Raw genomic sequence first — 24,323 nt, forward strand, 5'->3', positions numbered from 1 at the left:
GCTAAAGGCATACTAAGCAACTTGGTAGGTGCCGCCCTTTATTTCCAAATGACCTAATTGAACTTGCTCAGACAGTATTGTTTCTGTTCTATCTTTCATCGCTTTACTTGTGCTAGAAAAACCGAGTACTTCCGTAATCGACTTAACTAGGTCATCGCTAGATATAGAGAAAGTATCCTTAACAGTCTCTATTGCGGCTTTTGCGATTTCACCATCATAGATCAAATCATACTTGCGCTCGTTTGATGGTAGTTCAACTCGATTACGAATCGTAATTTCACCTTGGCTTTTAGCAATAATGAATTCACCGTCTAATTCAACTTTACCTTGCCGATTGAGTAAACCGATACCATCTAGAATCGATCGATTTATCCGAGCACCACTTCGTGAGCTACCCACCGCAGACAAAAGACGAATAGTTAGATGTTTGACGTGAATTGGAGATTCAAGCTCTACAACTTTGAGAATATCCTCTGCTAGGGCAGTCGTGCTTGCTTCTGGGATCGTATCGCCATACCCAAGGTATAACTGTTCTGTAGGGAAAACTTGGTAAACGGCAGCAGATGCCTGATGTTCAACTTCCACCCTTTCAATCGCCGCTTTTGGCTTTGATTTTACAGTCTCTTCAACAATAGGCTCTGAATCATAGGCTTCATAATAAGCAATAGCTGACTTGATAGCATCATTTAGCCTTTCTGTTTCTTTATGACGGTTGCGGAACCAATCAGTACTCCAAATGCGGTGGAAGCGCCAACCAAGTCCTTCAAGGACACTCTGACGAATACGGTCTCTATCACGTGCGCTCTTTGAACTATGGTATGTCGCGCCATCACACTCTACTGCAAGCATATAGCGACCAGGTTTATTTGGATCTCTCACTGCAATATCAATATAGAAACCTGCACAACCTACTTGTGGTTGAACTTGATAACCTAGAGAGCGAATTGAAGAAATCACGTCCTCTTCAAAAGGTGAATCAGGTGCCTTGCCTGTTTCTTCTCGCTTAACGAGATCACCTGTTTCAGCATAATGTAAGAAGTTCTTCAGCGCTCGAACACCAAACGGAGATGCCTCAGTCGTTGGCATCTCATCACCTTTGAAGTTACTGAATACTTCCATACACATACGAGCACGTGAGATAAGAACGTTGAGTCTTCGTTCACCACCATCACTGTTTAGTGGACCGAAACTCATTGGCAAGCGACCTTCGTTCGTCTTACCATAGCCGATACTGATATATATGGTGTCACGCTCGTCACCCTGCACGTTTTCAAGGTTTTTAATAAAGAAGTCTTCCCCCTCCTCATGCTTTCCAAAGAAGTTCTCAAGATCTGGGTTCGCTTTTCTTAGTCGTTCAACTTCCAGAAGGATTGCATCACGCTGAGCTGTACTGAATGCAACAACACCTAGTGTTTGATTTGGCGTTGTCTTAGCATGTTTAATTACAGCTTCTGCAACCTCTATCGCCTCTCCCACGTTACTTCGAGAGCCACCACGATCGTATGTAGTATTCGGCAAGTAGTTAAAACTCAAACCTTTCGCATGAGGGTTAATGCCCGACGAAGGGAAAATCATCAGCTTATTGTCATAAAACTCTTGGTTAGACACTGCAATCAATGACTCATGACGGCTACGGTAATGCCATTTAAGCATCTTTTCTGGTGTACCTGACGCTAAGAACATGCCCAGAATACTTTCCATATCCGCAGTGAGGCTTTCTTCTGCGTCTTCATCATCTAAGATTAATTGTTTGCCGAAGAAACTTGTTGGCGGCATCTGCTTGGTATCACCAACCACGATAACCTGCTTACCACGCATAATAGCCCCAAGTGCATCAGCGACTTTAACCTGTGAGGCTTCATCGAAGATTACCAAATCGAAATCAACCACACCTGGCTCTAAATAAGTCGCTATCGACATTGGACTCATCATAAATACGGGCTTGATCTGCTGGATCACACGACCTGATTTATTAAGCAGTCTTCTGATTGGCATTTGACGTCGCTTCTTATTGAACTCTCGTCTTAAAGTTTCAACTTCACCTCTTGCTGATGGGTTGGGTAAATTATCGTAGAGCTGCTTAACCAATGACTCTTGAGCAAAGTGGAACAGTCGCCCGTCTATGAAGCTAAACTGCTCAATCTGTTTTTCATGCTCAACTCGATCGAAATAACGGATTTCATCTCTTGAATCATACTGATGTTCAACAAGTGAGCGATAAAACGTATATTTGAAGCAGTCACGGAAAAGTGTTGGCACATTAGCCCAAGTAAATGCCTCCTGTTTCCATTTTGAAAGTCCAATTCGGTCTAACTCAGCTCCTAAGCGGTTAAAGCGAGTTAGAGGGTAAAACTTTTGAATATCTTTCCCCAACAACTCAACATCATCAATAGATAAAGAGTCACAACAGTCAGTAAAGTTCGTCAGATCTAGCTGAAGTAATGAAGCTAATTCGCTCAGCATACCTTCACGCTTACTGATTAACTCTTTTACATGGTTAAGCTCTGTTGTGGTAAATCCAATTTCCTTTGAAGGGTCTAAGTACTGCGCAGCACTCGCATCGAGTGAGCCAGACTTAATTCCTGAATGGCACTGGTGAACCCATTGAAGCGGTTTTAAGATCGCTATCCAGTCAGTACTCTCATTTTTAAAATGGCTACCGATAGTATCTATTGCTAGTTGTGCAGAATCGATGAAGCGCTTTTGAGTCGAGCGATATTCCAATACGGTATCAATTTTTTCAATCCATTCACTTGCACCACCAGCAAGTCCATTCTTACACATGCCAGCATAAGTACTTTTCGCTCTTCGATAATCACCTGATAAGAATCGCCACCATTTGTGACCAGTCGTCAGCAATGATCCACGAACAGGCATCCAATCGTAATCTAAAGCGCTATCGACAAAGTAATCAGATAACTCTGCCTTTTGATCTTGTAGGGTTGCACCTTGAAGAGCGAACTCGAGTATCGCATCACCTTTAGACTCCCAAGCGGAAGAGTTCGCATCAACGCTTTCAAGCTCAGGTCTATCTGCAATAAGAGAAAGCCCCTCTAAAACCGAGATACAGTCTGTGTAATTAGTGATAGGTGAAACATAACCAGCGCATGTATGAAGGCCTTTAACCTGGGTGATAATTTCTTGCTGTGTTTCTTCTAATTCAGAGACGAGCTTTTGAGCCAGCTTGTCATCAGACGGCGAATAATCTTTAAGGGTTGTTGATGAAAACAGATTAAGGCTTGGCGCATCGTGCTCACTTAAATAGTCAACAGCCTCAGTTATCTTCGCCAGGGCAGATAAGTAATAACTCTTATCCCATACATTTAAATCAAAGTCGGTACTAGGCAGTTCATCCAAGTCGATTGAAGCGTCAGTAATGATTCGCTCAAACTGTGAGCTATAACCTAGAGCATCATGATAACTCACTTCGGTCTTAGCAATGCTTTCATTCACCGACAGACAGTAATCATCCAGCTTATTACGAAGAGATACCAAGCGGTCAATATCGTCACTTCTCTCTGGAGTGACAGGAGCGTACTGCATCAATGTACTTTCTAATGAAGAAAGTACTGATTTCTTGTTCGCTTTGTGGGAGTGTAACTCTAATACTGAATCACCAATATGGCAGTTATCTAGTCGGCGTTTAACAACATCAAGCGCCGCCATTTTTTCAGCAACAAACAGCACTTTTTTATTATCAGCTAAAGCCTGAGAGATGATGTTTGTAATAGTTTGTGATTTACCTGTACCAGGAGGACCTTGAATAACAAGATTAGCCCCCGACTTTGCCGCTAATACGGCTTCTGTTTGGCTTGAGTCCGAATCTAAAACCAGTTGAACTTCTTCAACACGGTTGACATCCATTGGTGTTGAATCGAGCAAAGTTGCATCACGTTCAAAACCCTCCGTAAACAGCTTTTTAATTAAGCTATTTTCCGATGGTTTTTTACCTTCGGGCCACACTTCATCTGATAAGTCCTGATACATCTGAAACTTACCAAAAGAGAAGAAACTTAATACTATTTTATTGCTTTCTACCGACCAACGCTTTTCACCTGAAATAGCATTCGCAACTGAATTTAAGTATCCTTGGAAATCATAACCCTCTTCTCCTTCTTCAAAATCAGGTAAGACAATACCGAACTCCATTTTAAGCTTAGCGGCAAGGGTAAGGTTTGTTCCTAGTTCTGATTCTGTGTAGCGAATTTTATATGCATCACCCGCATCAGCTCGGAAAATTTCGACAGGGATAAGTACTAAGGGAGCATGTCTCGGTTTGTCAGAATTAGCGTCTTCAAACCACTTAACGAAACCAAGAGCAAGATAAAGTAGATCAACACCCTGTTCTTGGACAAAGGTCGTAGCTTCCGTGCTCAGCTTTAGTAGGCGAGTATCGAGTGATTTTCTAAATAACTGAGTTTGCAGAGCGTTATCAGCGTGCCTTTTATCACCATTTGTTTCTTCAAGATGAGCTGTCAAATCAGTTAAAGATATCGAATTGCTATCCTCTTTCTCTAGAGAGTCAGGAGCTGGAAGAAATGACATTGTCTTTGAGTCTTCAACCAAATGTTGAAACACTTGCTCGGACTTTTCGTCAACAATGTCTAGAATTTTGGCTCCCTTGCCGACATTAAGTAATGTATTTCCTCTAAGCCCCATATCAAGGAGTTCTTGACGGCTTTTATCAAAAACATCTTTAAGATTCGAGTTCATTTTGCTGTTAAACCTTATATTTCGTTAACCGTATTGTATAGAAACTGACTAAGCAATACACAACTATGGTTCAAAAACTGATTATTTAACAAATACATTAATCACTTAACTAATAGCCAGCAACAGGCTTCAGTGAGGCGTTACGCAACCATATTTTGTACTCTTTTGCTAGAGGTGACACCGATACTCTAGCTTTTTGCTCCTTTCCTCCGTATCTTCCAAGCACAAACCCAAGCTTAGTTAGCACTGCTTTTAAATAGCTTGTGGCTTTGTAAGTCTGCTCCTCTTTACCTAAGCTGGGAAATTTAAAGTGTGGTGGGAAATAGAGATCAAAGCCATCACCATCCATCTTTCTTAATACGTCGGCTACAGAAGATTTAAATAAGAAGTGATTGGACTTTTCTTCTTCGAAGTTATAACCATCAAACACTACTAGATAAATCAGATTCGCAATGTATTTTTTCTGTCTAGAGTAAATACCGAGCCTTAGAAGACTTGGCTTGTCTAACACAAACGGCAGGTGAGCAAATAGCTCTCGATCGAAGTTATCATCAAACTTCACATGCTCTAACTTGATTTTGTCTAAGTTGTAGACCATTTTGATCTCAAACTTTCTTACCTCTGCTAAATCTATTGACGATAGTGCATTGCAACGTTGTTTAGTGGCAAATTCCGTCAGTGTGATATCAACTGCTTTCACGACTGCAATTTGCTGCCTAGCTTTGAATTCAGCATCAAACTGCCTTTTGTGTGTGGAAACGACAGTATGCTGCTGCATAGAGTTTTTACAAGAGGCTTCAAAGCCAAGCTTTTCTAGTGTAAATCGCATTGATAGAGCTAGATGCTCATTAAGCTCTCGCTTTTGCTTTTCGAATTTCAACCTTTCTGTATAACGTTGCCCGAGATGTGAGTGGTGATGTTTTTCAAGACAGTCGCTAATAAATTGGTTAGTAGTACGAGAGCTTTTCAAATTTCCACACAAAAAGTTATATTCCTTTGCACATCGAAATCGCCTCGAGAAATTAACTAACTCTCTTGGTATCAAAGTGGATTCACAGATGACATTCACTGTTTTGCTATAGTTTTCAATAATAGAAAAGCCAGCACCTAAGCATGGCGAAGCAATAATAGCTTTGTACTTTGTCACTTCTCGATTCGGATTTTTTAGGAATGCTTTCTGAGCTGGCATATCTCGATTATCACTATGCAGCACAAGAACACCGTCATTTAAAGCTTTCGTTTCGCAATCTAAGCCCAGATGATTTTGATAGCCTAGCTCACCAACAAATCGTTTCAGCGTTTGAAGATTGTCAAACAGAAACACTTTATCCCGTTCTAATACATCTCGAACGTGCTTCGGATTTAAAAGTTCCTTTTTGTTCAAGATCGTTGCGTTAAGGCCTTTATATGGGTTTTCTTCGCACTCAATTACTGACAGTTCCCCGCGAATCTGCTTGAGAAAGGATAATGAGTTATCAGTAAGATCAGCGTCAGCTACTATTACCCTTGGTACTGTTTTTAAAATATGAACTAGTGCATCAAACACTCTATCTGCTTGCATCGTTCGACTGTTCTCGCTACATACGAGAGTCTTAAAGACCTTCTCGAACTCATCGATTAGTAAAGTATGTGATGAGCATATCTTCTCGAAGATATGGGGTTTCCAAATGCTATTAATTACACTCCCCATGCTGTTGGCTTGCCCTAACTTCATTAGATCTTGCTCTTGATAGGAAGCACAGCTTGCTTCCAGACAAAATTGCTCCACTAACGAAATCAAATGCGAGATATAAATCACATTTTTATCTGCCGAAGCGCTACGAGCAATCGGAGTATATACATAGCTTGTTTTACCCACTCCTGTCGCAGCGATAATTGCTGTAGTTGACGAGAGTTGAGAGAGTTCTAGATCTCTCAAGCTGTCTACTCGCTGATAGTTGTCAGATGAATTGATTTTAAAATCACGCTCTACAGCCTCTTTCACCCTTTCTATTTTGCGCTCAATACATCGAATGAAAGGAGCTTTCAAGCTATCATCCTGAATATATGCTGCTGCACACTGTTCAGCACAAGAAACGACAAAAGGAATTTTTCTGATCGCTATCTTCGCAGCTAATTGAGCAAGGTTTCCAGAGCGTGTTAACTCAAATGCTTTACATAAGTACTCAAGCTTTGCATTTTGAGGATTCGGGAGGGACTCCGATATTGACAAATCAAACACGGAACAACCTAACCCGAAGTAATTCTCTTGTAAGACCCTAACTGCTTCTTTGCGAAAATTTTGACTATCAATAGCAATGGTTACACGATAGTTTGCATATCGATAATATTCACAAACTTTCTGGAGGTTTTTTTTATCTAAAGGGGTTACGATCGTTGCTGTTTCTGATTGGAAATTGATTTTGCCTGATGCCTTAACAACGATACTTTTCGTTTGTCTTTCTTGCTCGATTAAATGAGCAAAATTATGATTTTTAGCTACTAGTTTCATTATTCTTATTCTTATTCTTATTCTTATTGTTTCTTGCAGCAGGTACTGAGTACCTGCTTACCTATACTGGTTTAACTAAATGTCTGCTCAGACAGATGCTGCTCTAATCGCCCTTCAAGGCGGTACCTTTCGGCCATTGAGAACTCATACTCTTGTTGTAACCGCTGGTTTTGCTCCATGAGTTGATTAGCTTGATTTTTTAGCTGTCGATTCATGACATGAAGCTCCGTTATCACTCTCTGATTTTCAGCACCTTTGTCTCGTAAGCTTTCAATTTCTATCTGACATTGCTCTAGTTGCATTAGCTGAGCCTTAGTCTCAGAAAATTCATCCATCTTTATTTGAGACTCAATCGCCTTCCTTTCCAATACTACTAACTGGTCCCTCAGCTCATCGATGAGTTCACCACTTTCTATCAACTGAAGTGATAGCATTGATTTTTCAACGTCGTCTTGAGCAGATTTTTCAGCTAGCGCATTGTTAATCTCTTCCTGTATCTGCCGCCAAATACTTTTAATATCAACTTGAATCGAACCCATTAGTTTTTGAGAAAAAGCCTGCGGAATAGGCTCTGACGGCAGGTTTGGAGAGTGGAACTCCCAGTACGTTTCATAAGCCGCTCTCGATTTATTGAACTTACCGCCGACCGCTTCATTCAATTGGGTCATGTTTTCAATTGGGTCCCCTGAATTTTCGCCCTCTTTCATTGCTTTGTAGTAATCTGAGAATGGCTTTCCTTTTTGAGGGCTATATCCCAACGATTTCAGTTTCTCTACAAACGATGCTTCCATCAGTAAGTAAGCTTGATCAGTAAAGTTAGTTTGTTCAGTATGTCCGTCAGTAAGTAAGTTACTTATAGTCTGCTCACTGACTTCCGTTGTTTGGTTGTTATTTTGTTTTTTCATTTTGTTTTTTCGACTTGTGTGTTGAACATGACTTCACTTTAAAATCTCTGTACCATACAAAAAATAACCAAAAAACCACACAACCCTGTTGACATGAGATATAAAGAACTAGAAGCCGAATTAGTATCCAACCTTGAAAAACTCAAAGCTAGTGCATCTCACAAAGGGCTTAGCCTCCTCAAAAAGAAGTGTCACAAGAGTTCGGGAATTCTGGTTTCAACAGCATTTTCTCAACCACAATTATCAGCCCATTATTCAAGCTTAATTTCAGATACCATTCCTTTTTGCAGGAAATACGAAGGCCTGAAGCCACAAAGTGTTGAAGAGTTAATACGCTACTGTGGTGGACTAAGCACAGCTATAAATAACATCCAATACGCTTACGAATTCGAATTACCGATGAGGATAGAAGTAGATGATGATTTAGAGTTCTTACTTTTTTCGTTAGAAAGCGTTTTGCTAAAAGCAAGGAGTGCAACTAGCCAAACTAAAAAGTGGATACCTTTTGAAATCGCTCAAGAGCAAGGGCGATTAAATCTTTTTGAGTCCCAATACAAAACTCGTTTGCCTATGTGTGCTGTTTGTTGGAAACGGACATTTTCATCCAGTTACTATTGTAAAGAGCACCATTCCATTCACAACAAAAAAGCGTACAACTCGGCCGTACGAAAGGTTCTATCATTTACGGGAAGACACTCTTCTAACTCAGAGTTAAAAGATTTTTCCAATGCATATAGAAAGAAGAACGGAAAGCAAAGAGGCCTAGCTGCTAAGTTGTTCAGCATGGTGAACGATAGCATCCCCGCAGTAGTTGATGTTCTCAGTTATCAAACCGATGAACACTGGGAGTCATATGCCGAATCGATAATTCTCTATGCTAAAAATAACTACCCTACTAGCTTTCATCGCTTACAACAGGCCGATAATTTAACTCAATTCTCCAGCTTTAATTCTCTTCTAGGTTGGGGATTCATGGTTATCGAAAGCCTCGATGACTCGGAGGGTGAATCTTCACGATGGGAAGCTTCTGAAGAATTAAATCATTTCAATAACGGTCAATTGAGGTTTGCTATTCTGAGCATTTTAGCGAGGTATGAAGCTACGCAGCGCATATATCAGCCATTGAAGTCGGGTCCTATGAAAGGCTATGGTGCAGACGTGGAGCGCCGAGAAATTTTGCGTGAACTCTACCGTAAGCAGTTAGAAGATAACGGACGAGTCAACTTATCCCAAATTGCCAGAGAAATGGGACTCTCTAGGCAAAGAGTGAGTGTGTTAGTGAAAGAGCTTCTGTTTATGTAAAAAGTGCATTTGTTCAGTTTATATATATAACCTACCAAAAATGCACTTTTCTGAATGCACAAGCAACAAGCGCTTGTGCTGACCTATAGTCCGACCAATCAAGCTTAACCTCGCTAACTCGAAAGTGGACAAAAACGTATCAGTGACTTTGCTAAATTAGCATTTGACGGATTATGTGAGGTATAACATTTATTCCTTCAAAGCATTAGGAGGCGACCTGTAATGGTATGTATTGTACCAAAGAACTCCGTCAACAAAGATGACAGTTCTATACATCTCATAATCAATAAGTTACTGTAATTAAATCATTACTATCGGGCAAAACAATGCACATTAAAACATCTGATCCTGACATATTATCGATTGTAAATCGTATCAATCGCGGTCTTATTGATTTACAGCCTGACTTCCAAAGGGGTGAGGTTTGGAACACCCTTAAAAAGCAACGATTGATAGATAGTATTTTGAGAGGCTGGCATATTCCCCCTATTCACCTTATTTCCTCGCCTTCGACGAATAAGATTGAGGTATTGGATGGTCAGCAGCGACTTGTTTCGATCAGGGACTTTATTGCTGGTGAATTTCCAATCAATGGTACTTTAGAACCGAAAGATGATGAATTAAGCTCTTTGGATAGGTTGTACTGGAGTGACTTACCGCCACATTATCAAGATAAAATTGAGTTGTTTACAATACGCTTTCTAACTATTAGCGACTATAAGATTGGGGAGCCTGGAGAGCTGTTCCATCGGTTGAACCACCCAACAAGCCTAACCTCAGCAGAGCAAAGAAATGCTTTCTTTGGAGAGTCAAGGCAACAAGTGAAATCAGTAGCGTTATATATGACCGAGGAGTTGGGTTTTGACAAATCTACCATTGGTTTTACAAACTCTAGAATGGCATATGACGATATCGTAGCTAAGCTCTTAATAACAATGGAGAATGGTGTTTTAGGAAAGAAGATTACATCATCTATAATTACTGATAAATACCGTTCCGAACAGGGCTTTTCTAAAGAAAGTGTAACTATTTTAAAAAATGCACTGATGAACTTTTCAATAGCACTAAAAGAAAGCGGTGCTAACGTTAGGTTCAACAAAGCCAGTTTTCACTCATGGATACTGTTTATAATTAGTTTAGCAAGCTCAGACTTACCGATGAGAAAGCTAGCTAATTTCATTTACGATTTCGAGCACAGTCGCAATAACGATGAGTTTGATTTATTTTCCAACCCAAGATTCAGAGCTACTAGTGACGGAGTTAGACAGTCACTAAAAATATTCACTGATCGTTCAACGTCAAGAGTCGCAGATACTTCCTCCGTTATATTAAGAGACATCGTTTTACATGGGCTTTTCTATCTTTATTCAGATGCCTATATAGAAGAGCCTCGAATTAAAAAATTGACAGAACAATTTTCTCATTTAACAAATAGGGCATTTATATCAGAAGACGAACTCCTAGTATTAGCGAAGAGCTTAGATTGGAGACCGTTGTAGATGATTAACTTTAAGCAAGCCAAGTTTAATGATTACTGGAGAAAGAGCAGTAAGAGAAACTTCAACTGTCATATCAGCGAGTTCAAAGTTAACAACGGAGACATTTTAGCGGGTTCTATATTAAGCTTGAGGAAAGGCCTAACCTCCATCGCAGGTAAAAACGGGGTCGGTAAAAGTACATTAATTGCTTCACTATATAATAGCCTTATAAACGACAACAGTAACAGGTGTAAAATTGACACTCTTATTGACTTAAATAACGTTCAAGTTACCGTATCGGTAATGAGAAATGGGGAGTCTGTCGCTATCGACTCCTCTGAACTGGAAGAGGGAGAGGTAACACCATATTTGTTTGATCCATGTTCGTATATTCCTACCTACTTATCTTTTATTCGTAGTCAAGACAATCTTGATGAACAATTAGAACAGGTAGGCTATAGAAAATACTCAAATGAACAAATACTTAATATTAACTACCTGACTAATACCATTTACAATTCTGTGAAAGTATGGAACATTGAGCAAGAGTATGATGAACATCCTATAATTCCTATTTTCGAAGTAGAAAGGAATGGCGTAACGTACCAAAGTTCGACTATGGGTATCGGTGAAATCTCATTGCTATACTTTTTCTGGTTAATCGAACGTATCTCGAGCATTGACGAGTATGCGTTACTATTTATTGAGGAAGCAGAAAGCTATTTACCTCCTAAGACACAAAAACGTTTGATGAATTGCCTTGCATGGCTTGTAAGTGAAAAAGGCGTTAGCGTTGTTCTATCTACACACTCGGAACATATACTGTCTTTCATAGATCCCGAACGGATCAACTTGATGATGGATTCTGGGCAAGAAAAGCGATTTTATAGAGATTTTGAAGCCGTTGGTGAGATCTTAGAACTAGGACTTCAAAAAACCACTTCAAAAAAAGGATTATTGAGTGTAGAAGATGAGGCTGCATTAATCCTAATCAAAGAAGTTCTCGGAGATTTATCTGACCTTTATTCTTTTGAAATTGCTGGTTCTGAAGGGGATCTAATCAAGCGTTGTGATGTCTTTTGCGACAGTGTAGATGACTACAAGTTTCGAGCTGTTTTCGACGGAGACTCCAGAGGAAAGTACGCAGCTAGACTCAACAATAGTAGTGTAGATAGATACTTGCCGTCCCAGCTTGCTCCAGACGAACTTATACACGATTACTTTGTTGGTTTAGATAGTGAAACTATTGCAGCAGAACTTAGTGTTGCAGGTTATCGAGTTGATATAGCAAAAGAATCGTCACAAGGTGTCGATTTTCACGACTATTTTAGAGAGTTTGTGAAAACATTGCCGATAGATGAGGCTACTCTTTTTGCCAAAGTGTGCCGCCATTGGTGTGACCATAACCCAGAGCAAGTCAAAGAGTTTGTTGAATCTCTTTAACGTTGGTCGGCACAATGATTATTAAAAACTAAATTGTTGGATTACCTCCCATGTTGAGTTTGTTTAGTCCAAACGAAGCAAGGAGGTAACCATTAACATCTAGAGCGGTGCTTTACCAATTCAAAACCCTAATATTAGATAACTACTGCATTTCCTTACCATCTATTAGGTTAGAGATAGAATTGATTTCGGAATCAAATAAGTAGCAAGTACAGTTTACTCCGCCAGGAAGATTGCAGTTAATTACTTACTCATCATTGACTCTTTTTGTCCAAATTTGTAACGCCCACGAATACATTAGATTTAGTAGGGGAAATGCACGCCTCTGGATTTTGTAGGGTATTCTGTCTAACGGGTTTTGGGGCAAATTCGTGTTACCAATGGCGTCAGCCGTGACCCTGCTCACATGACCAAAAGTATGGAAAGACTCTATATACGTGGCCAGTTTTAGTGAATCACTACAAGATGTCTGGAATAGCTTAACAAGAATAGATCTAACTGGCTTAAGGTTTTAGCTTGGGTTTATCTTGGTCGGGTCATAGGGGTCGGTGTGTCTTGATTCTAAAAGCCGACCAGATTTCAGCGTGGTTTGATAGGTATCTACTGAAGAAAGACAAAGAGTAGACGTGATTGTGAAGCTCTAATATTGGTCGTTAACATGACAAAAGCGAGTAGCCAAATGAAATGGACCTCGCTTTTTTACATTTAATCAATTACCTCGTTCGATTCGAGATAAAAATTACCCAGAAAACTCTTCAGAATCGGGACGATTGATAAACTGCACACCATCTAAGAAGTCGCACAGCAGTTGGTCTTCACACTGTTTGTAGTTTTTGTTGTTTGGCTTGCGGAAATACGCACCAATTTCGTATTTACTTAAACTAATACCAACCACTTCTAATACGTCCAACACATCTTCTGCTTTCAGGTCTAGCGCAATGCGCAGCTTCATGAGAATCATGTTGTTGGTCAACGCGACTTCTGGCTTAGGTTGCTCGCCGTCTTTTTTCCTCGCTTGAGGTTAATAAAGCCATTTAAGAATACCGCTAACTCTTGATCCTTCATCTTAACGCAAGATTTGTCGCTTTCATCTTTTAACCAGTTTGCCACTTTATCGTGAGCCACAGTGACTTCGGCCTGCCCGAAAGCTTTCATTATCTGTGCGTTTTTAAGGTTTAACGCGTGTTGGATACGACGTAAAATTTCGTTGTTAGTCACTAGGGATTCCTAAAATGAGTTCTAAGGGTGAATAAAAATCCATCAATCACATGCGATCTGCGGGTGTCTTTTTTCAATAGCGTAGTTGACGGTGACTCTAACAGAGAACACGTTTCTTCGGTAGGTTAAAAAATGGAAATAAGACGGCCTAGTTGGCTAAGTTGGTAAGACCCCACTTTCATAGACACTATGCTGATTAGAAGAAGTAGGTCAAACCACCTCACTGTAACTTGTGAGGTTGAACGTTAATGGCAAGGAATGGGGCATAGGCTCGTTACAGCGGACGCAACAACTAAAGAATTGCTTTGAGTTGGAAAGCAACTGGTAAGGGTTTCTTACTTGTTGCCAGCACGAAATGGGGCAAGAGCTACCGCTTTAAAAAGCTTGGGCGCTATCTTAAAAAGTATCTCGAAGCCTGAGATTAGTTCCACAAACTTGAATTGCTCCTCTTAAGCACATTTTGCTCTGAGAGGCTATTCGGTGAAGAGCCGAAACAAAAATAAGCAAAAATAGTGATTTAAATCACAATTAAGAGTTATTTTCCGCAGTTCCCCTCAATGTTCCCCCAGGGGGTGGCATCAAGAAAAAATAACTTATAAAACAGTGCCTTATAGTAAAACCGAGAATCCCTCTTAAATGCTTTGTTATGTATATCATGACGACACATTACTTTGCCTAACTTTATCTCTTAGTCTTTGGAGCGAACCGTCACAGTATTCACTTAGTTCTTTAGAATCACGCTCATATGCCGGCAAGTTTTTAGCTAGTCGGATAGTTTCTGGGAGGATGTTCCAACGATCTTCAACTCGTTCAAACGTTATAACTTTTTTCCGCTCATCCGCTTCTGAAAGTTTAAACTCCGCAACGACTTGCATCTTATCGTCTCTTAACTGTTTGATATAAAAACGACGGTCAAACAGAATGGTGCTTAGCCCAGGTTCAGGGCTTTCTATTGAAATATCCCAAGTCATAGGCATCGCATCACACGCCCGCTTATTTAGAATCCCACCGTTAATTTCACCAAACTCATTAACGTCAAGTTCCATTGTAATGAGAGGTTGCGAAAAATCTAAGCCTAACTCTCCCCCACCCAAGAGGTACTCGGTGTTATTTGACCATTTACCTTTAAATAGATCGGAATTATAGAAATACACTTTTTTAAATTCCTTATAGGAGTTAGGAATACTAGTGATGTTATCCAAAAAACCACTAAAATTGGTAAGGAAACCTAACAAGAATACGGCCGTGTATTTCAATGCCGAAATGATTTTTTTATTCATTACTGATGTAGAACCTCTCGATATACATAACGCCCTGTTAAGGTGTGAGCAACGCAATACCGAAGCTTCCGCATACCACCTTAACCACTAAAACCAACGCATGGTAAAAATGCCACGCGTTGCGAATCACTCTTAAACAGTTTGTTAGGCATATGAGTCCAACACATCGTTAAACAGTGCTTCGAGTAACCCTATTACTGCACCAATATCTGCGATAACCTGCGCATGTAGCAAAACTGGTACACTTTTACTAAATTCATGAATATATTTAGGGGTGCAGTCAATAAGGTTTCTCTCTGTATCAATGACATAAGGGATTAAATATGGAGGTATTCTGTGAGCTGTTGGGTCTCTAAAAGCTTTGATGTGCTCATGCCAATCTTGAAACTCTGTAATTTTTTCAGATAGGTTGTCAGTGATATATTTCTTAAATTTCTTTTTACCAAATATACCAATATTGAACTTAAATTTATCTAGATCTTCAATTTCATCCACTTTGTGGTGGTATGCGAGAAACCAAGCAATATTATCACTAACCCCCGAACAATTAACCAGAAAGGCATGTAAATGCACATTTCCTTGGGGTAACACGTCATTTTCTAATACATCTGTTTCTGGAGATAAGGCATCAAAAAAGAAGTTGAGACAGAACCTTAACGTGCTGACTCTACGACAAATACCGTAAACAGTATGATCATATAGACCACCATCCATTTTCGCAGATAAGACTAGAAAATTTTCTTGGATCTTTTGTAGCTGCGTGTCATATGAGCTTCGCAACTTATAAAGTTTTCCTAATTGTTCTTCACTGTAACTCATGTACTGTCCCGATATGCCTAACGCCGCATTAAGGGGTGAACAACGCCACCACCCAACCTAAGCTATTGTGCCGTAAGCACTAAAGCTGATTCAAACCAAAACTGCCAAGCGTTGTGAATCCCTCTTGAATGCTTTGTTAGTTGCCAAAACCAAGGCTTGGGTTTGGAGTTAATTGCCGCTTTGCCAACACTAGCTTTACGTGTTTTAAGAAGCTCAAATCAGGCGCAGTTTCAAAGCGCCTGTAACTGAAACCACTTGGAACACACAACGCCGTAGAAAACGGGCTAACAACACCAAAAAGCTCCTTTGGTCAGACAATGTTACACAGCTAACTTTCAACATATAAATCGGTTGCTGAAATAGAAAATCCAACCACAAAAGAAACCAACGCTCGATTTCACAAACCCAAATGACTAGAAATTGAAATACGAAAATTTAGCCAAAAACACAGACCTTAGCTCTAAATATTTTGTTTTAGCCGCGTTTTTCTCGTTGGCAACTAACGCCGCGTTAAGTAGTGAGCAACGCTACCACTGAACCTAACCTATTGTGCCATAAACACTTAAGCTGAATAAAACCAAAAATGCCACGCGTTGCGAATCTGCCTTAAACGCTTTGTTAAGCTTCATCTTCAGGGAACCACATAACTACTTTTTGTTCCATAAAGGCTTTAAGGATAGACAGTGATTCTAGTGCATCAGACTTGGCCAAAAGTTCAGCTGACTCAAAGCGCCCATCGATCATCTTTTTTATAAGGGAGCCTGATTTGATGCCCGCTTTAGCGTGCACATACGGATTTCTAATTTTCCTTAGTACTTCCAGTGAAACGTAAAGCTCTTCACCTATAATGCTCTCGCTCAGTGAGTTATCGATAATCTTTTTAAATGACGACTCTGCAATCGCGTTTTGACCTCGCATTATGAATTCGCCAGATAGAGAGTGCTCGATAAACGCTTGAGCAAGGAGCACAACTGCCATGTAGTTTCCATTGACATAACTATTAGCTACTTCATGCAACGCAAGTTGTGATTGCATACCACCGGTTAACAGCTTGTCACCTTGTGGTCCAAACAATTCATTTAACTCAACAAAACGTTCAATTTTATCGGCTTTATTAAGTTCTTCGTCGGCAAGAAAACTCTCGATTCCTTGCTTTTTTACTTCTTCGTAATCCATAGTTTTCTCATTGAAGCTTAACGCCCTGTTAAGGTGTGAGCAACGCAATACCGATGCTGCCGCATACCACCTTAAACACTAAACGCAACGCATAGTAAAAATGCCACGCGTTGCGAATCACTCTTAAACAGTTTGTTATACGTAATCTTTATACGTGGCTTGTTACTTTCTCTAGATAAGGCTCTAACTTTCTCGGTACAACAGCATAGGAGCCCCATTCATCTAACATTACATATGGTTTTTTGCTTTCGTCCCATTTAACTGAACCGAAAAACATTACGTAACGCCCTATACTATCAGCACCAAAACTTCGACGTTCATCAAGTTCATTTTTTGTATAGATGTACATGAACTTGCTACCATGACATTGTATTTTTGTACGATTACTAAAGGTTTGGTAGTGAAAACCTTTCATTTTACCGTAAAAGAGCTGCGGCTCCTCGCTGATATCTCTGCGCAACATTTGCGTATTGTACAGCAAGTCCTTTAACGGCAAGGTAACTTGTTTGCCTGGCAAAGAAAAACCGACATTCAACAAAGAGTCTAAGTTCCAGCAAATATATTGCACTGTTTCTATGTTTGAACCTACCTTTACCTTATTTCCATTGTGGCGAGGGATCGCCTCTTCGGTTATTTCACCTTCTGGGTCGTGATTAATGCCATTATAAGTGATTTTTTTATCACCTTTCATATACTCTTCAGGAGGTAGTTTTGCCCATTCTTTAACGCGTTTGAACTGACCATCTTCCTCTGTCTCACTTGTCAATTCGTCATTGACATAGTTAAAGCCATCTTGCTGAGTAGTGTGATACGCGCATGGAATGTGCTTAAAGCTTGGGAGGTGTCGGAAGTGTGCTGTTTTAGCATTTTTAGACACGTTCTTTTTCGAAGGGTTTCTAGATAAAGGAGTAAAGCACTTGGGGCAAAAGATGGAACCATGCATGTATTGTTCGTATTCTTCAGGTGTAACTTCAGAAGCTCCTATTTTTAAGAGCCTTTCGTCTATCCCGTAAGTCCATTTAGGGTTATAAATCGCATAAGTAATACTATAGTTGCCCATCACAACATCACTCATAAACTAAAGTTATTAGAACTTACCACCAATAAGCAACTTGTTGAATTAAAAATAACAATTATTGAGACTTGCGATTACGTATAACGCCCTGTTAAGGGGTGAGCAACGCCATACCGATGCAGCCGCATACCGCCTTAAACACTAAAACCAACGCATAGTAAAAATGCCACGCGTTGCGAATCCCTCTTGAACAGTTTGTTAGCAATATGACTCAGCCTTAAACACTGAACTCTTCTAACGCTAAAACTGCCGCTTCAGCCTTGCTACTTTGAACGAAAATATGGTCGTGATAATAAGCTGCAATTACATTAGCACTAATGCCCTTTGACGTGAGCTTACTCGCAACTGCTGCTGTAAGACCGACAGCTTCCAAGCTAGAGTGAACCGTCAAAGTGATTTGGCTATACGTACCATCAAACGACAAAGCAGCTTTCTCTGCGACTGACTTTTCAAGAACTAAAGTTAAGCCCTCAGATTCAGCGAACGTAGCGACTGGATTTAACTGAACGTAGTCTGCAAGCTGACCTGAAACAGTACAAAATACAAACTCAGTTTCTACTAATTTGGGACTCATCGAACGTAGCAGTTCGTCTAAATCCGTAATCCCTGACATATTGGTTTCCTCTTATATTGCTAACGCTCTGTTAAGGTGTGAGCAACGCAATACAAAAGCTGCCGCATACCACCTTAAACACTAAAACCAACGCATAGTAAAAATGCCACGCGTTGCGAATCACTCTTGAACAGCTTGTTAGGCAAATAGTCAAAGTGATTTAATGCCTTGACCCAATATCATGATCTTCATCACCGCCCTCAATTAACCTTGTTAATTCATCACACAAGACTAAACGATTATTATGTATCGTGAACTGGGCTATAACTTTGACTTTTATAATCGAGCCATCTTTTTTGTGGGCTGTTACTACATGATTACTGAAAAGAACATTGCCCTCTTGAACCAAAGTAAGAAAGTTAACATCTAATGTACTAATAACTTTCTTCTGTGCCTCTATATGATTTACAAAGCTATCATAATCCAACTCCACTCCATCCACTTTTTGTATATAAGATGGGTCGACGTACTGCTCAATTAATGCAACATCTAACTCTGGCGCCATAAGAACATCTGTAAATAAATTTTTAATAAGTGCTTTTTCTAAACTCATTTCAATTATCACCTCACCAATATTTGCCTAACGCCGCGTTAAGGGGTGCCGGCACGCAATACAAAAGCTACCGCATTGCGCCATAAACACTGAACTCAACGCATACTAAAAATGCCACGCGTGCCAAATCCCTCTTGAACGCTTTGTTATGTGAATTTTTTCAGAGTGTTCAATACACACAACCATTAAATTCAATGACTTGATCGCTTAAAGCATGACTGTCATTATAAGACTTAACCATACCTCCACGGTAGACAAACTGATTCCAATTTTTCTGCTGCACGTCGAAGTAATGGATAGGCAAAACTAACTCCGAATACCCTGAGCTTCGATAAACATCTGGCTCATAAGCGAAGAGAAAAGAATGAGTTACCCCAAAAGACACTAAGCATCGATCGAGTTCTTTCACGATGACTTTAGCTAAGCCCAAACCTCGCTTACTTGGTGTAATGGCAATACCACCAATTATGCCCCCTTTGAAGCTTATTGAGCCCTGCTTCATTAAACGACTATAAGCAAAACCAGTAGCGATAATCTGATTATCGTCTTCAATGAGAATTGCACAGACGAGCTCACGATTGAAAATGAACATGGAATCTTGGCCAAAAACGGAGTTTAGATGAGCATTAAGTTCAGCTTCGTAAGCCCCAACCTGACCACTTTTGACAACTGATATTTTCAAGGTTGACTCCATTCACATAACGCCCTGTTAAGGTGTGAGCAACGCAGTACAAAAGCCTCCGCACACCACCCTAATCACTAAAACCAACGCATAGCAAAAATGCCAAGCGTTGCGAATCACTCTTAAACAGTTTGTTATATGCTTTACCACCACTTCCACCACGGCTTTGGTTTGCTGAGGTAGGCTCGATACCGTTTTTCAATTACTTCTGAGAACTTTAGGTAGTCATGCTCATTTTCACCTTTCACGTACATTAACTCACCGAAATGTTCAACATAGTCTGATGTGTACAAATCCGTTTCTTCACCATAGTAGCTATGGAGAAAACTATTTCCCTCTTCTGTAAAGTCTTCATCAGTTAGCTTACCATCACACCAACGCATGAAATACTCTGTAGCTGGAAGCTCACCAGAGATTACCTTTTGCAGAGCATTATTTGAGTTATCATCTCCAGTGTGAACTTCACCAGCCCACCCTTTCTGAAAGCACCACTTCATAATAAGAGCAATATGAGTTGCCCCAAATTCTATCGGAGAGCTCACAGGAAAGTCGCCACTGTAGTGCCAACTTGCATCATCGTATTTCATTTCCTCTCCCTGCATATAACGCCGCATTAAGGGGTGAACAACGCCACCACCCAACCTAAGATATTGTGCCGTAAACACTAAAGCTGATTCAAACCAAAACTGCCAAGCGTTGTGAATCCCTCTTAAATGCTTTGTTAGCTTTATAGCGTCAATTGTTTTTGAAGCTCTGCCCTAACATTCTTACAGTACTCGACTTTAGCTACAATTGATGCACTCTTGTACTTTTCACCTGATAGCAGATTCAGTGCAATGTAGCAATTGCGTCCTGTTTTACTAGGTACTCCGAAGGTTACAGACTTAACCTCAGTTTTTAGAATGAGCTTGTCTTTGCTAGGAGGTGCATATTTCAACTCAATGTAGTTACCATTCAAAGATAACTGATAGAATTTATCTACTTGTGAGTACGCAGCATAATAAAAAACAGTAAACAATAGTGACGTATAGATTGAGCTTTTCGTTACTGAGTACTTTTTACTTAAAACCAAAAATACAAAGAATACAGCAGAGAAAGTTGATGCTAAAAACAACGCCAAATTGTAGTTCGCTAAAGGTACATCTTGCGAAATAGATATGATTGTCACGCGAATCTCCGTGAAAGCTAACGCCCTGTTAAGGTGTGAGCAACGCAATACCTAAGCCGCCGCATACCACCTTAAACACTAAACGCAACGCATAGTGAAAATGCCACGCGTTGCGAGTCACTCTTGAACAGTTTGTTATGTGCGTACTAAACGTTGCCACTGTTAGAGGAATTGAAAGAAAACATACGAACTTCGTCGCGAGGAAACCAACCTAATTTTTCGTAGAAAGACTGCGCATTAATGTTTTCATTTGCGACAAATAGATGTGTTTTGGCTATGCCTACTTTCGATAGCGCTTCCACTGCTGACGATATGAGCTTTGCACCAACGCCTTTACCTCGAAAAGTTGAATCAACAGCCAGATGCTGCACATAACCTCGACGCCCATCAGTCCCAACTAGAATAGCACCAACAATATTGTCACCATCCAATGCGACGAAGCTAAGGTTTGGATTGCGTTTTAGGTACTTACCTATGTTTTCCTTTGAATCTGCATCTCGTAGCAACATCGCTTCTGTTGTTGACCACAAGCAGATTACTTGCGAGTAATCTGAGATATGCATTTCTCTTATCACTACCGATTTTCCTCTAAGCACATAACGCCCTGCTAAGGGGTGAGCAACGCAATACCTAAGCAGCCGCAGACCACCTTAATCACCAAATTCTACGCATAGTAAAAATGCCACGCGTTGCGAATCCCTCTTGAGCAGTTTGTTAGTCGCGAGGCACCGAGCGACAATTTTAAGCCGAACTAAACTTTGCGAACAACAAACTTTATGTGCTTTGATGTATTTGAGTCAGGCGTAGTCTCAAAGCGGCTATTCAATGAAACCACTTGGAACCAACAACGCCGTCGAAAACGGACTGACAACACCAACAAGCGCTTTTGGAAAACCAATCTCACAGTGCGGACTTTCAACAAAGTCACTGGAACCACGTGGAACTTACCACACCAGAGAAAACGTCTTTTCAGCGAGTAAATCGGCTTTTGTACCCAACAAACTCACCGAGCGGAGTTGCGACCAAAAACAGACTCTCAATTGCCCTGCTCTGTCAGCACCAAAGAACAAAAAACGCTAGGACAATTGCAAACTTGGACTTAAAACAGCTGAAAATGAGTTTGGACCAACGTCGATGAACCTGTGAACCGGACAAACAGTTGCCAAATATTGAGCTTAGAAACATGATTTTGATTGCTAGCTTTTTCTGGCGACTAACGCTCTATTAAGGGGTGAGCAACGCATTACCGAAGCCACCGCATGCCACCTTAAACACTAAAATCAACGCATAGCAAAAATGCCACGCGTTGCGAATCCCTCTTGAACAGTTTGTTAGTTGCCAAGCCTAAGGCGGTGACTTGAAGTTTATTGAAACTTTGCCAACACCTATTTCTAGTGTTCTGAAACACTCAAATCAGGCGTAGTTTCAAAGCGCCTGTCACTGAAACCACTTGGAACATACAACGCCGTATAAAACGGACTAACAACACCAAAAAGCCCTTTTGGACTGATAATTTAACCGAGCTGACTTTCAACAAGCTAATCAGCGTCTGAAACAGAAAACTCACACCGCACAAGGAACCAAATCTCGATTTTCACAACCCCCAAATAACTAGAAATTGAAATACGAAAACCTAGCCAAAAACACATGGACATTAGCCCTAAACACCCTGATTTAGGTACATTTTTCCTCGTTGGCAACTAACGCCGCGTTAAGGGGCAGCAACGCGCTACCACCAAACTTAAATTTACCACCATAAACACAAATACCAAGATTTGAGCCAAATTCGCCACGCGTTGACTGTCCCTCTTGAACGCTTTGTTATGTGTTTACTTGGGTAAATCGCTTAGAAAGCTCCTCTGACTTGCAATATCCAAGTGCTAAAGGATAAGCCTGATTACTTTCTGAGACATAGAAAAGAGCCGGGAAACCACTTACTTGTAAACGACCTGCTATATGTAAATGATCCTGAAACTGCTGCTCTATTTCTTTCGATTTCAATTTTAGTGCAAACTGGCTTTCACTTAAATTGAGCGACTTAGCGCAGTCAATCAATGTTTGATTCAACGACGGATTTTTAGCTTCAAAGTAATAAGCTGATTGGATAGCCTTTACCATGTTCCCAGAGCTACTTTCTACCATGTTCTCAGCTGATATTACTGCCCTACAAGCTTGATATGTTGAACGATAAGGTATGTTCAACTCCCAGTAACTATGATTAAAAGTTACGTGAGATACCTTCTCAATTTGATACCAATAAGAAGAAATTGTTTGCTTCAGATTATCATCCATAGGCTCATCATTATCAGGAGCTAGACCACCCATTATCCAGTCAACCTCTGCCGTAGGATGTTGTGCCAAGAATTGTTCCAACTCAGGTTGAAAGGCAAAACACCAAGCACACATAGGATCCATGACATATATAAATCGCATAGCATTACTCTCCATTTTAGTGGGAACATCTCTGACACATAACGCCCAATTAAGGTGTGAAGCACGCTACCACAACACTCAAACTGGACGCCGTAATCACTAAACCAGACACAAACCAAAAGTGCCAAGCGTGCTGAATCACTCTTAAATTGTTTGTTAAGCGACTTTCTTGGAGCTTATCGCTTGATGTAGCAAATTCTTAGGTGAGCCAATTTCCAACATTGCTACAACCATTGATGTCAATAGCGCATCGGAAGCTTTATAGAACTGAGTTAATGCTTCCGAAAACTTCATAACATCAAGTTCCGAGATAATTTCGTATTGTTTGATTGCTTCTTTCTCTCTATGAGCAATAGTGTTGTGGCGTGTTTCAGAAAACTGCGATTCGATAACTTTACGTGCTTTCTTTAGCTCTTTTAGTGCACTTACAACTTGAGACTTCGATGTTTCTGATAGCCCAGTTGCTTCATAAATAAAGTGCATTTTACGCCCAGTAACTTTCCCCATGTCCCACTCGTATATAGTAAGAATTAGAGTTCTGAGAGCAATATTTCTTTTGGTTTCATTAGGATGAGAGAAAGCATCCGCTTTTAAAGCTTGAATGTCTCTTTCGGCAAGCAAGAAAAACAAAGCAATATTCAAAAACTGCTTAGTCGCAGGAAACAAGCTTTCGTCAATTTTTCGATATTCACGTACGGTTATGTCAATTGCGTCGTTTATTGCCTTATCTTTGACCTTAAATTCTCGATTCAATTTGTAATGTAGGCGAAGCCTAAACAAGTACCGGATCTTTAAACCAAAGCGACTGCTGAACTTCAAACGAAACCAACGCTCTTGAACTGAGCGATCTTTATCGAGAAATTTATTACTAAACATACCTATTCCACCGCTTGTCGCTTAACGCCCTGCTAAGGGGTGAGCAACGCAATACCGATGTCGCCGCATACCACCTTAATCACTAAATTCAACGCATA

At 40.3% G+C, this 24,323-nt stretch carries 18 protein-coding genes and 1 pseudogene; 3 read left to right on the top strand and 16 right to left on the bottom strand.

The features are described 5' to 3' along the window. Nucleotides 1–12 precede the first annotated feature (12 nt). The 3 genes from ACWPOD_RS21625 to ACWPOD_RS21635 form a co-directional block, all read right to left on the bottom strand. Nucleotides 13–4,713, bottom strand: coding sequence for a DUF3320 domain-containing protein (locus ACWPOD_RS21625; protein ID WP_444492969.1), 4,701 nt, complete (start codon nucleotides 4,711–4,713; stop codon nucleotides 13–15). 109 nt (nucleotides 4,714–4,822) lie between these two features. After that, nucleotides 4,823–7,204, bottom strand: a complete 2,382-nt coding sequence (locus tag ACWPOD_RS21630) for a hypothetical protein (RefSeq protein WP_456232217.1) — start codon at nucleotides 7,202–7,204, stop codon at nucleotides 4,823–4,825. A 71-nt stretch (nucleotides 7,205–7,275) separates the two neighbouring features. Next, nucleotides 7,276–8,109, bottom strand: a complete 834-nt coding sequence (locus ACWPOD_RS21635) for a hypothetical protein (RefSeq protein WP_456232218.1) — start codon at nucleotides 8,107–8,109, stop codon at nucleotides 7,276–7,278. Between the two features lie 93 nt (nucleotides 8,110–8,202). On the opposite strand from ACWPOD_RS21635, the gene ACWPOD_RS21640 reads away from it, so the two are divergent. The 3 genes from ACWPOD_RS21640 (at nucleotide 8,203) to ACWPOD_RS21650 (ending at nucleotide 12,332) form a co-directional block, all read left to right on the top strand. After that, on the top strand, nucleotides 8,203–9,411 hold the full coding sequence (locus tag ACWPOD_RS21640) for a winged helix-turn-helix domain-containing protein (RefSeq protein ID WP_456232219.1): 1,209 nt from the start codon (nucleotides 8,203–8,205) through the stop codon (nucleotides 9,409–9,411). 326 nt (nucleotides 9,412–9,737) lie between these two features. Beyond that, a complete protein-coding gene (locus tag ACWPOD_RS21645; RefSeq protein WP_456232220.1) occupies nucleotides 9,738–10,910 on the top strand; it encodes a DUF262 domain-containing protein in 1,173 nt (390 codons plus the stop codon). Further along, nucleotides 10,911–12,332: an AAA family ATPase gene (locus ACWPOD_RS21650; protein ID WP_438046231.1), complete on the top strand. Its 1,422-nt coding sequence runs from the start codon at nucleotides 10,911–10,913 to the stop codon at nucleotides 12,330–12,332. A gap of 739 nt (nucleotides 12,333–13,071) precedes the next feature. Here ACWPOD_RS21650 and ACWPOD_RS21655 read toward each other — a convergent pair. The 13 genes and pseudogenes from ACWPOD_RS21655 to ACWPOD_RS21715 form a co-directional block, all read right to left on the bottom strand. Further along, a pseudogene (locus tag ACWPOD_RS21655) lies at nucleotides 13,072–13,550 on the bottom strand (DUF1456 family protein). Nucleotides 13,551–14,203: 653 nt separating this feature from the next. Then, nucleotides 14,204–14,830 (bottom strand): hypothetical protein, encoded by a 627-nt coding sequence (locus tag ACWPOD_RS21660; RefSeq protein WP_456232221.1) that lies wholly within the window; start codon nucleotides 14,828–14,830, stop codon nucleotides 14,204–14,206. A gap of 144 nt (nucleotides 14,831–14,974) precedes the next feature. Then, nucleotides 14,975–15,649 carry a hypothetical protein gene (locus tag ACWPOD_RS21665; RefSeq protein WP_456232222.1) on the bottom strand — a complete coding sequence of 225 codons (675 nt, stop codon included), beginning with the start codon at nucleotides 15,647–15,649 and terminating at the stop codon, nucleotides 14,975–14,977. Nucleotides 15,650–16,267: 618 nt separating this feature from the next. Further along, nucleotides 16,268–16,825, bottom strand: coding sequence for a hypothetical protein (locus ACWPOD_RS21670; protein ID WP_140060841.1), 558 nt, complete (start codon nucleotides 16,823–16,825; stop codon nucleotides 16,268–16,270). A gap of 148 nt (nucleotides 16,826–16,973) precedes the next feature. Beyond that, nucleotides 16,974–17,900 (bottom strand): hypothetical protein, encoded by a 927-nt coding sequence (locus ACWPOD_RS21675; protein WP_104969566.1) that lies wholly within the window; start codon nucleotides 17,898–17,900, stop codon nucleotides 16,974–16,976. Nucleotides 17,901–18,117: 217 nt separating this feature from the next. After that, the gene (locus tag ACWPOD_RS21680) at nucleotides 18,118–18,513 is read right to left on the bottom strand and encodes an ACT domain-containing protein (protein WP_064355029.1); all 396 of its coding nucleotides are present in this window, start codon (nucleotides 18,511–18,513) and stop codon (nucleotides 18,118–18,120) included. A 160-nt stretch (nucleotides 18,514–18,673) separates the two neighbouring features. Further along, entirely contained in the window at nucleotides 18,674–19,066 is a 393-nt protein-coding gene (locus ACWPOD_RS21685) for a hypothetical protein (protein WP_031850676.1), read from the bottom strand. Between the two features lie 169 nt (nucleotides 19,067–19,235). Continuing rightward, nucleotides 19,236–19,748: a GNAT family N-acetyltransferase gene (locus tag ACWPOD_RS21690; RefSeq protein WP_456232223.1), complete on the bottom strand. Its 513-nt coding sequence runs from the start codon at nucleotides 19,746–19,748 to the stop codon at nucleotides 19,236–19,238. 143 nt (nucleotides 19,749–19,891) lie between these two features. Next, complete coding sequence (locus tag ACWPOD_RS21695) at nucleotides 19,892–20,335, bottom strand: DUF7832 domain-containing protein (RefSeq protein ID WP_182035228.1); 444 nt, start codon at nucleotides 20,333–20,335, stop codon at nucleotides 19,892–19,894. 140 nt (nucleotides 20,336–20,475) lie between these two features. Then, entirely contained in the window at nucleotides 20,476–20,916 is a 441-nt protein-coding gene (locus ACWPOD_RS21700) for a hypothetical protein (protein WP_456232224.1), read from the bottom strand. 146 nt (nucleotides 20,917–21,062) lie between these two features. Further along, nucleotides 21,063–21,479 carry a GNAT family N-acetyltransferase gene (locus tag ACWPOD_RS21705; RefSeq protein ID WP_456232228.1) on the bottom strand — a complete coding sequence of 139 codons (417 nt, stop codon included), beginning with the start codon at nucleotides 21,477–21,479 and terminating at the stop codon, nucleotides 21,063–21,065. 1,258 nt (nucleotides 21,480–22,737) lie between these two features. After that, nucleotides 22,738–23,349, bottom strand: a complete 612-nt coding sequence (locus ACWPOD_RS21710; RefSeq protein ID WP_456232225.1) for a DsbA family protein — start codon at nucleotides 23,347–23,349, stop codon at nucleotides 22,738–22,740. Nucleotides 23,350–23,505: 156 nt separating this feature from the next. Further along, entirely contained in the window at nucleotides 23,506–24,225 is a 720-nt protein-coding gene (locus ACWPOD_RS21715; protein ID WP_456232226.1) for a hypothetical protein, read from the bottom strand. Nucleotides 24,226–24,323 lie beyond the last annotated feature (98 nt).

It is taken from the genome of Vibrio sp. JZG120 (genome assembly GCF_053890955.1).